This is a genomic window from Streptomyces sp. NPDC041135 (genome assembly GCF_055592085.1).
In genome coordinates, this window is sequence record NZ_JBVIYZ010000060.1 from 1 (window position 1) to 10,623 (window position 10,623).

Genomic DNA, 10,623 nt, shown 5'->3' on the forward strand with positions numbered 1-10,623 from the left:
CCGTTACGAGAAGACAGCCACCATCTACTTGGCCGGACTCCACATCGCGGGCATCTTCCTCTGGTCCGCCCGATGATCCAAACGAAACTGCCTAGCCGTCACCCGATCAGTGGCCTCTCTGAAAGAGCTCGCTGAATGGAATTCCTAGCCAAACTCAACCATATCCAATATCCCCCTCGTCGCAGGCCACTCCATTGCCGTTTGGATCCAAATGCAGCGGGTCGTGGTCGCCTTTAACCTTCAGCAGGCCGTAATGGTTCTGCTGGAGCCATGTGCAACGCTCAACCGTCCTCGTCACCCGGGATGGGAAGGTCTTCGGCACGCAGATGTCAAGGGAGCCGTAGTGTCGATCGCAGCCGGAAACGTCCAGGACGACCTTGTGTGACGACCGCTTCTTGCCGGGCCGGATCGTATCGCCGGTCAGCGAGTTGGCGAAGCTGTGAATGTGCGGTGCAGCGGCGGAAGTGCGCGGGACCACCGGTCCGGTTAGGTGCACCCAATTGGCCACCGACGGCACCCCGGCCGCATCAACGGCGAACAGCATGTACCAGCCGGGTGGGGCCAGGTTAGGGTTGTTGGTCACGTTGAGGTCGACATTGCCACCTTCCCCAGACAACGGCAGGTCGACGAAGCGCTGGTTTGGATCGGAGGAGTGGGTCACCGCGGCGGGTCGGATAAGTTCGGCCCGGGCGATGGGCCGGTCGACCGTGATCCGCTGAGTGTCGCCGTACTTCCACTCGCGATTGATCACCGAGGTGATTGCCGGCCGGGTGCCCTTGTAGAGGTAGGACGGGCTATAGATGGAGACGTTATGATTCCAACTGCCGTTACCGGGATTGTCGCCAGTGGCCATCACGCGGCCGTCGGGCAACAGGAACGCCGAGGAGTGGTAGCCGCGGGACTCGGGATCGGAGGCCACCGGGTCGAAGCGATTCGTTTCCGGGTCATAGATCGAGGCCTCGTACACCGGGTGTGCCCGGTTGTGTAGGGCGCCCCCGGTTTCCAGCACCGTGCCGTCGGGCAACAGCACAGCGGAAACATACATCTTGCCCTGGCTTCCGGTCTCCGCGACCTTGCCGGCCCCGAAATCGACCATGCCCTGTGGAATCGGCGGTCCGGCGACGTACGACGGATCAGGTTTTTTGAGGTCGATTAGATCGGTCAGCCGATCTGCGTCAGGGTTAGAGTCAATGTTGCCACCGCCGATGGTGAGAACCTTCTGGTCCTGTGCAGGGGGCAGAAGCACGGACGCCGACTGGTCGCGTTCGTCTTTCCGCTGCAGGCCCGGAATTTGCGTGACCGTGTTGGCGACATAGTCGTAGATCGCAGCGCCGGTGCCCGGGATGTTGTTGCCGAAGACGTGGCTGCCCGTATAGAAGAGGCGACCGTCTTGCATCAAGATCATCGCTGGGTACAGGCCCCAGAACGACCATGTCTGGTTGACGTTCCAGCTCGGCAACCATTGTTGATCCCTGTCGGACCAGCGCTCGGAGGTCACCGAGCCAGTCGAGTCTTCGCGCAGCCCGCCCAAGGTGATGACGTCGCCATTACCCAGTTCCGTGGCCGATGGGTACCAGTGACCGTCGTTCATGTCATTCGTCCTGGTGTAGGTCTCAGTCTTGGGGTCGAAGGCATACGCGTTTTTCAACCCCTCATAGCCGTGACTGTCCATGGTCGGATACGCCTTGGTCCCGCTTAGGACCAATACTCGGCCATCTGACAGCTGCACATGACCTGCACAAAAGAGGTCTACGGGCGTTGGCACGATCTTGTAGTCACCGTTCGCCGGGTCGTACACCGCGGAGGTGAACGTGCCCGCTTTGAAGGATTCCTCGCTGTTTCCCGAGCCTGCGATCAGCAATACTTTGCTGTTATTGAGTACAACGGAGTGCATGGAGCGGATCGGGTTCTGGGTCGGCAGCACCGACCAGCTTCCGTTGGCGCACTGATCGCTCGTGCCGGTGCATTCATCCCGCGTAGGCGGAACGGACGCCTGCTTCATGGTGTACTCGTCAGTGGTCGCCGAGCCGGTGCCGTAAACGGAGACTCCCCAGGTGACACGATCGGTACCGGCCGGGACCTTGGGGGTGCGAATGATGACCCGAGTCCAGCCTCGCGCGGGATGGAGGGTTTTGACATCGGTCCAGTGCTGCCAGCCGGCTGAACTGTCATGCCGAAAGATGGTGACGTCCGTATACGGTGTAGTTGTTTTGTACCAGAAACCCAGATCGTAGCGCTTTCCGACGCTTACGGCCAGCGTGCAGTCGGTCGATTTGGTGAGCACCGCCTCGCGGTCGCTGTCAGCGTGACGACTAAGGGTGATTTTTGCAGCCTTCTCGCCGGAGTGCGCGTCTGAGATGCTTCTGAAGCTGAAGTCGTTTTCGCCCCTGCCAGCCTTCTCCCAGCAGTGCGGCATATCACCGGTGCCAGCGATCTCGAACCCTGGTTTCCTAACCATGGTGGCGGCCTCGAAGCTTTGCGGCGAGGTCAGGAACAGACCGGCGATTAAGGCACCCACTCCGACCGGCGCGGTCCGTCTGCTGTACGTACTCAAGCGCTTCTCCATGCGGTGCGGATACGTCGGTGTTGCTGTGATCTACCCAAGGTTCGTGCATAGTAGGCGATGAGAGAGAGGATAGTGGAAGGTCGGGTAGGTATTCACAGGACGGGCGCAAAAGTAGTCGCGCTCTACTGAAGGGAGTGCCAGCCGACGCAACCGACGCGGCTCGCGGTGATCGGTGTGGCGAGGGACGCACACTAGTTCTTCGGGTGACGCCGCTTCGTCGCAGACGGGTTTGGAAGTGCACAACGCCCTGTCGCTTAAAGCAGGATAGCCTTCGGCGTGGACTCGGCGGTGCGCCACAACGACATCGTCGTCATCGACGACACAGGCACCCAACTCGCGGAGGCACACATGCGGGACGACGTCGGCGGTCACAGCCAGCTCCTAAATTTCCTGGTCATACACGGCGACACCCGGAAAGCCGGACACCCATAACCATCGAGGCTACTAGGCCGTTTCTTTCGGATCACCTCGCTGACCAGATGAAGATGGCGGCGAGGTGGAGTCCGGCCACGTAGATGGTGGCGGTCTTGTCGTATCGACTGGTCAAGCCGCGCCACTGCTTGAGCTTGTTGATGCACCGCTCGACGGTGTTCCGCTGCTTGTAGGTCTCGCGATCGAAGGCTGGCGGACGGCCGCCGAGTCGGCCGCGCCGCTTGCGGTTCGCGGCCTGGTCCGCCGGCTGCGGGATCACCGCCCGGTTTCTCCGCTGCCGCAGATGGAGGCGGATCGCCCGTGACGAATACGCCTCGTCGGCCAGGACCACGTCCGGTGTGACCCTGGGTCGGCCGATCCGCCTGGGCACCCGTAACCGGCCCATCAGCTGCTCGAATGCGGGTGCGTCACCGGTCTGGCCCGGCGTGATGACAAACGCCAGCGGTCGGCAACGGCCGTCCGCGACGAGGTGGATTTTCGGGGTCAGGCCGCCGCGGGACCGTCCGAGGGCATGGTCGTCCGGCTCGCCGGCCGGGGCCCCTTTTAACGGGCCCCGGCGGCGTGCTGGTGAGCCCGGACGACCGTGGAGTCGACCGCGACGACCCAGTCGAGATCGCCTTCGGTGTCGGCCTGCGAAAGCAGGGCGGTGAAGACCTTCCCCCAGGTGCCGTCGGCGGCCCACCTCCGTAGCCGGTTGTGGGCGCCCTTCGTCGAACGCTTCAACCGCACCCTGCTCGACGAATGGGCCTACCAGCGGCCCTACCAGACGAACCACGAGCGGACCCAGGCCCTGGCAGACTTCCTGCACACCTACAACCACCACCGCTGCCACACCGCACTCGGCGGACACCCACCCATCAGCCGCGTCAACAACCCTGCGGGTCAATACACCTAGCGGCCTGCTCATGGCCACCCTGCGACAGGCAGCCGCCGCAAAGTACTGGCTGCGGTCGCTAGCGCGACCTGCACAGTGTTAGCCGCAGGCCCCGGCCCGAGCGACGCTCTGGCCCGCCGTCATTCTGCGCGTCGATGTGCAAGCCGACAGGCGGCTGCCTGCCGGCAGTGGACTCGGAACGACAGGAACGGTCCTTCGACAGGCCCAGGCTTCCGACGGCAATCGGCAGGCTTCCGGTCGTGATGAGTCAGCCAGTTCGGAGATGCGTCCGAGATGGTTCAGTATGGCGGCCTTTGAGTCCCCCCACCATGTGCCCCTACTGCGGTGCATCCGGACGCACGGTCCGGTGGATCTGTTCGACGGTGACATGTACTCGCTGCGCGCGGCGCACGACACCGCCACCTCCCCTGCGCGCTACCAGTAGCGCACTGCGCACTCACCTGCTGGTTCGGGATAGGCACGACGAAGATCCGCTCGCCGACGTCTACCTGTACCTAAGACATCCGGGCTCGGCGCCGGCCAACTCGCAGGCACCTTCGGTCTCCCAGCAAGGTAACTGAAAGGGCTGCGGGCCCCGCCTCAGGTCGCATTGTCATGTCAAGTTCCGCTACGTGCCCGTAATTAGTGCCTGATATGCCCGCCATTTGTCCACGACTTGACTCAATGTGAGTCCTGCCGTGTCGGTGGCGGTGGTGGCCATAGCCTCGCGACTCGGGGGAATCTTGGTCGCGAAGGACACACTTGTGGCCTGCCCTCCTGCCGCGTGAAGTCCTACTACTTTGTTATCGCTGCTAGCTACTAGTGCGGCACCTGAGTCACCAGGGATGGGCCTGTTACTCCCCTGCAATTGCAGCACGATAGCGTTCGTGAATGTTTTGAACATGAACTGTTCTGGTGTACTGAAAGGGGGCCTGATTCTGACGAAGCCCCACCCATCCATGGAACTCACGGTGCCTGTGATGGTTAGCCCCGAAGCCGCCCCAGTGAATCTCACCGTTTCACCAACCACAGCGTTCCGGGTGGTAAGGGGATCTGACCCCGAGTAGATTCCAGCAATCTTACCAGTAGTGGCTCCGGGCACTGGCGTGAAGTAGCCAAAATCATACATAGCATCTGAACGATTTGAATCCTGTAAGTAGGTATCCATACTCGTATAAGCCGTCATAGCAGAGATGCCCTGCACCGTTCCAATAGCACCGGTTTTCGTTGTGGACGTACGACGCGCCGGCTGCAAAACCTCTAGACCTTGCGCCATGAGAACATGAGCACTCGTCACTGCCACTTTCTCCCCGAGCCAATTGATCGTTGCTCCCAGTGTCCCCGCTACTGCCATACCTTCGGCCTGGATTTCGTAGCCGCCCGGAACTGGCCGAATAAACTGATTTAGCGGTGGCATTAATCACCCTCCTTGTCGTTTCACGAATAATTGACCTCCGATTCGGCCGCCTCTGCTCCACCCCCTAGATATCGTGAGGCATCCGTTAGACGCAGCGGGAATCGCCCCATCCACAGCACCTGACAACAGGCGGGTTTCGGCCGACAGTGGTGCTGTGCTCACTTAAGTGGGCAGGACGAGGACGCGCCGAAGGTCTCTTGGCCGGGGGCGTGCTTCCTCAGCCGGATCGTCTGCAACGCTGGGCATGTGCCTCGATCGCGCAGCGCAAGGAACGCTCGGGTCTGTGAGAAAAGCTCACGCCTGGGCGAGTCAGCGGACGTTGTCGTGAAGCCCCGGCGGGCGGCCACATCGACTAACTAACTATTTGGTCCCTTGATCAGCGCAGGATTCAAATGAGGAGGCCGGCATGTGGCGGATCGCTGACGGAGCCAGTGTCGGATTGCTGCAGCGGTGACGGTGCCGGGGCAGATAGGATCGCTGTCGCAACGAGCAGTGCCCGCTGGGGAGTTCTCGATTGGGCTGATCGTCCGCTCGACTTCATTACGGCGTCGCTAGTGCTGTGGCCGGAAAGGTTCGCCGAGAAGCACGCGGCGTCCGGTGCGGTACATCGCAAGGCGGAGCATGGCCCGCGTACTGGATGTACTCGGGTGATGCGACGACGCCGCGAGGTGCCGTGCCGGACGCCGCGAGCCGGTGAACTTTCCGGTCGCAGCACTAGCGGTACGGTGGCGGGCGAAGGCGGGCCTGCCTCCCCCTCTGCCTTTCGCCGCCGGTCGGCCCGCTGGTCCTTGGTTCCGGGAACGTGTCCCGGATATGGCGTCTTCGCAGGTAGCGGCGGTTAGGCCGCCCGCCCGGGACCGGCTGAGTCCCTCATTGGGGTGGTGTGGTGCCGGGGCGTCGTCCCATGTTTCGGGACACGCGGCCGAGCCTTGCGTACACCGGTCGAGTGCTGACGGGCCCGGCAGGACTTCGAGCGACGCCGACCATCGACCAGTCGAGTCGGCCCGCGGAGTCGGCGGCGGCCTGGACCGACTGCGGGAGCCGGTCCCAAGGTGCGGTCCGCCCAGCAACATTGAGGTCTTTTCAACCTGCGGTTGAGCTGGCGTGATGCAGGGTGAGGACGGCCTGGACCAGGCCCGTGATTCGGGTGGTGGAGCAGCGGAGTGTGCGGAGGAGCCGCCAGTTCTTGATGGTGGCCATGGCTTGTTCGACGAGGGCTCGGATCTTGGCCTGGGATCGGTTCACGGCCTGCTGACCTGCCGAAAGTGTGTCCCATTGGCCGCGGTATGGCACCCGTACCGTGCCGGCGGCGCCTTGATAGGCCTTGTCCGCCCAGCAAGGTATCTGGGCCTGGCCGAGGGCGTTGATGACGCCGTGTTCGCGGGCCGCGCGAACGTCATGAACGGGCCCTTGCAGTGCGGGCGAGACCCACAGCAGTCGGCCGAACGGATCGGTGATGACCTGCACGTTCATCCCGTGCTTTTATGCTTCCCGGAGTAAAAGGGCGGCGATCCGGTCGATCGGCAGGAGCGTCCCGTCGAGCAGGACGTACGCCTTCCCCGAGGCAGCCAGGACGGCATCGTCGAGGGTCGGTGCGAGTGCGGCCAGCAAGTCGACGGCCTCCGTGATGTAGCGGTAGACCGTGCTCATCCCGATCCCGAAACCTGCTGCGAGTTGGCCGTACGTGGTTCCGTTCCGCAGCTGCGCCAGCACCAGCACGGCTTGACGCCCGACCGGGAGCCGACGCCAGCGGCTCTTGATCCGCCGGCGGTGTTCGCGCAGGCGAGCGGCGAGGAAGGACAGGGATCGACTGGACACGTCCAGCCCGCACGGGTAGACAAGCACACGAAGCCTCTGGTGGTACCGGGTGATCTTGGTCGTGAACCCGTCTACCAGGGGCTTCACTCATCTGTCGACCCAACTGTCCAGCTCACAAATCAAGTTGGCAAAGGCTCATTGCCGTTGGTAGGTGGTCTTCCACGAGCCGCGGCAGATCGCGCCTCCCGTTCAGGTTTTTACCTGCTGACACCCAACCGTTTTTAGGTTTTTGCCGCAAATCGTTGGGATTTTACGACACGCACGCCTCTGGACACAGGGCGTGCGATCTGTGCGGCACCATTAAGGCAACCCAGAGGGAAGGAAATTTGTCTCATGGCCAACGCACTCGCAGAAAGAATGAAAGGGTGCTTCACCAAGGGCTGCGGCTTGTTCAAGGCGTGGCACCGATCCAAGCTGCGCGTGGCGATTATCGCCGTTTGTGTGGCTCTCCTTCAAATTCTATTCGCTGGGCTTGCAGCGCAAGAGGGGGCAGGTGCCTCGAACCGTGGAACGTCTCAAGGGGACAAATCGTTCGATCACTCGTCACTCCTAACGAAGCGAACACCGACTCTATCGAACCACCACTTGCTTGCAAGCCAAGCGTGTCAGACCAGTGCAATTTCCCTTTCCCAGCCCTCTGACCCACGTTGGTCGGCAGAGCACTCACAACACATGAGGTGGCTGTTTCTAGCCCACTTCAAGAAGCGTGACGTCACCGGATGCTACGCAGACGTCCACTACGGCCAAAAAAATGAAAGTGTCCGGCTATTTCAACAGGCTCTTGTCGATCACGGGGCTATCATTTTGTCGGGCATGACCGGGTACTTCGGACAGCAGACACGCGCGGCATGCGCAGAAATTCAGGACCGTGCACGCTGCGATGCCCCCAGTCCAGAAACCATGAGACGTCTTGGGTTTTTGATGATTCCGGACGCGAGCCTTCACAAGATCTCCTCGCCGGTCCCTGGTCGCACTGTCACATATGCCTTTGGTACCCGTGATGCGCACTACAAAGCCGGATATCATACCGGTGATGACTATGCTGCACCATGGGGCACGCCCGTCGTTGCAGTTGTTCCCGGAGTTATCGAATGGGCGAATCACAACGGTGGTGCATTGGGAAATTGGGTCGGACTCCGAGCCAACAATCGGCGTCTGTACGTATACGGCCATCTCTCACGACTCGTCGCTTCCCGTGGCTCGTTCGTGGCGGCTGGCCAGCGCATTGGCACTGTGGGAGCAACGGGCAATGCTACGGGCCCCCACTTGCACTTCGAAGAGCATCCTCCCGGTCAATTCAAGTACGGAGTGAACAGAAAACCGCAATGGTAAGTCATAAGGTAGTGGCGGACAGGGCTATGTCGTTGTCCCCACTCGGTGATGACCAAAACCCGCGCCAGCCCGCGCGGCCCGCAACCGTACGTTGTATCGGCGCTATCCCCCGGGTCATCCGGCCGCATCACCACCGCCCGCATCAGGCACGACAAGGACCAGCGTCTTGCCTCAACCAGCTCATCTGGCCTTCGCGCCTTCAACCGCATTTCCCTGAGCATGAACGCCCTATACCAACACGCAGCCGAAGGCCGCCACGTAGCAACCCAACATAACCACTTCAGGGGCTTACAAGGGCTAACACAAAGAGGTGGATCGCTGCTGATTGCCGTGTCCAGGGCAGGAGTTGAGCGTTCGCCCCGTCGTGGGGACGTCACCGTGGATCGTGTCGGATGAGTTGTGGGACCGCTTGGAGCCGCTGCTTCCGCAGCGTGAGCGGCGCTTTCGGTACCCGGGCCGCAAGCCGCTGCCGGACCGGGAGGTGCTGTGCGGGATCTTGTACGTGCTGCACACCGGCATCCAGTGGGAGTACCTGCCCAGGGAGCTGGGCTTCGGCTCGGGCATGACCTGCTGGCGGCGGCTGCGGGACTGGAACGAGGCCGGCGTCTGGCAGCGACTCCACGAAGTTCTGCTCGCAGAGCTGAACGCGGCCTCGCGACTGGACTGGTCCCGCTGCGTGGTCGACTCCTCCCACGTCAGGGCCCTAAAAGGGGGCAGCAAACGGGCCCTTCGCCGGTCGACCGCGGGCGGGCCGGCTCGAAGCACCACTGATCACCGACGGGCATGGCACACCCCTCGCGGTCCTGTTGACCGGCGGCAACCGCAACGATGTCACCCAGCTGCTGCCCCTGCTCGATGCGATTCCGCCGGTCCGCGGCCTGGTGGGCCGTCCGCGCCGCAAGCCCGACGCGCTGTTCGCCGACCGGGGCTACGACCACGACATCTACCGCGACCAGGTCCGCGCCCGCGGCATCGTGCCCGCGATCGCCCGGCGCGGCACACGACATGGCACCGGACTGGGGACCTACCGGTGGGTGATCGAGCGCAGCTTTGCCTGGCTGCACGGCTTCCGACGACTGCGGATGCGCTGGGAACGACGGGCCGACATCCACAAAGCGTTCCTCAAACTCGCCTGCTGCCTGATCACCCACCGACAACTCGGCTCATTTTGTTAGCCGTTGTAAGACGCCCCCCGGCCGCGCGGCCTAGACGCGATTGGTACGCAGGATGTGCGCTTGAGGTAGGAGTGCGGACGCTTTCGTGGTTCGGGCTGGCACGACCTGTCGGACTCCGCTACACGGCGACCGGCGACAGACGCCGCTGCGCCCGGGTGATTCTCCCGGCTCGCCCGTGACGGATCACCCAGTGCCCGCCCCGATCGGCCGGCGCATCCGGCGACCGGACCCGATGGCTGCCCCCGGCGCGCGACGGTTAACGCACCCACCAGCTACCTGTCGAGACCCACACGCCCAGCTTCACGCGCATCGCCTCTGCGATGTCGATGACCGCGCCGCGTGATACCGGCCTCTGGCCTGTCCGATCCACTGCGTGAGGGCGGGAGAACGTGCCGTCGCCGGGCTTGTCGCGGTCTCCGCGGTAGCGAGCGGTGCGCTCACCGCCGCCACCATGAAGGCGACGCCGCACCCCAAGACGAAGTCCCGCTCCGCGGCCCAGGACACGGCAGAAGAGGCGGCAGAAGTCGCCTCCGACCCCGTCGAGCAGCCTGAAATCCTTCAGGGGCCGCGGCTGGGAGCTGTCTCTTTGGCGTTCGTTGACGGGACGGTGTCGATCAGGAACCGGACATGACCCATCCGCCCGATGATTCGCTCACCTCACGCTTCCCTCACAAGGCTGCTTGCACCGCCTCTATGATCGACCGGCCGCAGAACGACGACAGTTGGAGGGCGTGATGCCTGGTCAGGTGGCCGCAGTGAGCCGTAACGAGGGGTACTTGTTCAGCAAGCCCACTCGCGATTCGATCAGGCTGCTCACGGGGCTCGGAGTGGAAGGAGACGTTCACGCAGGTGAGACGATCCGCCACCAGTTCCGTATGACCTACGAGCCGAACCTGCCCAACCTGCGCCAGGTTCACCTGATGCACGAGGAACTCTTCGACGAACTCGCGCTCAGGGGCTATAGGGTCTCTGCGGGCCAGCTCGGCGAAAACATCACCACGCGCGGGGT

The 10,623-nt window shown here is 62.8% G+C and carries 2 protein-coding genes and 5 pseudogenes; 4 read left to right on the forward strand and 3 right to left on the reverse strand.

The genetic code is table 11. The annotated features are described in order from the left end of the window. Positions 1–154: 154 nt before the first annotated feature. Both ACZ6CZ_RS37045 and ACZ6CZ_RS37050 read right to left on the reverse strand, forming a co-directional pair. The gene (locus tag ACZ6CZ_RS37045) at positions 155–2,566 is read right to left on the reverse strand and encodes a galactose oxidase-like domain-containing protein (protein WP_469030349.1); all 2,412 of its coding nucleotides are present in this window, start codon (positions 2,564–2,566) and stop codon (positions 155–157) included. Positions 2,567–3,029: 463 nt separating this feature from the next. Further along, a pseudogene (locus tag ACZ6CZ_RS37050) lies at positions 3,030–3,700 on the reverse strand (IS5 family transposase); the annotation flags it as partial. Between ACZ6CZ_RS37050 and ACZ6CZ_RS37055 the strand changes: the two are divergent. After that, a pseudogene (locus ACZ6CZ_RS37055) lies at positions 3,678–3,893 on the forward strand (integrase core domain-containing protein); the annotation flags it as partial. The pseudogenes ACZ6CZ_RS37050 and ACZ6CZ_RS37055 sit on opposite strands and share 23 nt — an antisense overlap. A gap of 2,479 nt (positions 3,894–6,372) precedes the next feature. Here ACZ6CZ_RS37055 and ACZ6CZ_RS37060 read toward each other — a convergent pair. Beyond that, positions 6,373–7,134 (reverse strand): annotated as a pseudogene (locus ACZ6CZ_RS37060) (transposase family protein). Positions 7,135–8,028: 894 nt separating this feature from the next. Here ACZ6CZ_RS37060 and ACZ6CZ_RS37065 point away from each other — a divergent pair. The 3 genes and pseudogenes from ACZ6CZ_RS37065 to ACZ6CZ_RS37075 all read left to right on the forward strand — a co-directional run. Continuing rightward, positions 8,029–8,439 carry a M23 family metallopeptidase gene (locus ACZ6CZ_RS37065; RefSeq protein ID WP_469030351.1) on the forward strand — a complete coding sequence of 137 codons (411 nt, stop codon included), beginning with the start codon at positions 8,029–8,031 and terminating at the stop codon, positions 8,437–8,439. Between the two features lie 325 nt (positions 8,440–8,764). Further along, positions 8,765–9,614 (forward strand): annotated as a pseudogene (locus ACZ6CZ_RS37070) (IS5 family transposase). A gap of 734 nt (positions 9,615–10,348) precedes the next feature. Beyond that, positions 10,349–10,623 (forward strand): annotated as a pseudogene (locus ACZ6CZ_RS37075) (MOSC domain-containing protein); the annotation flags it as partial.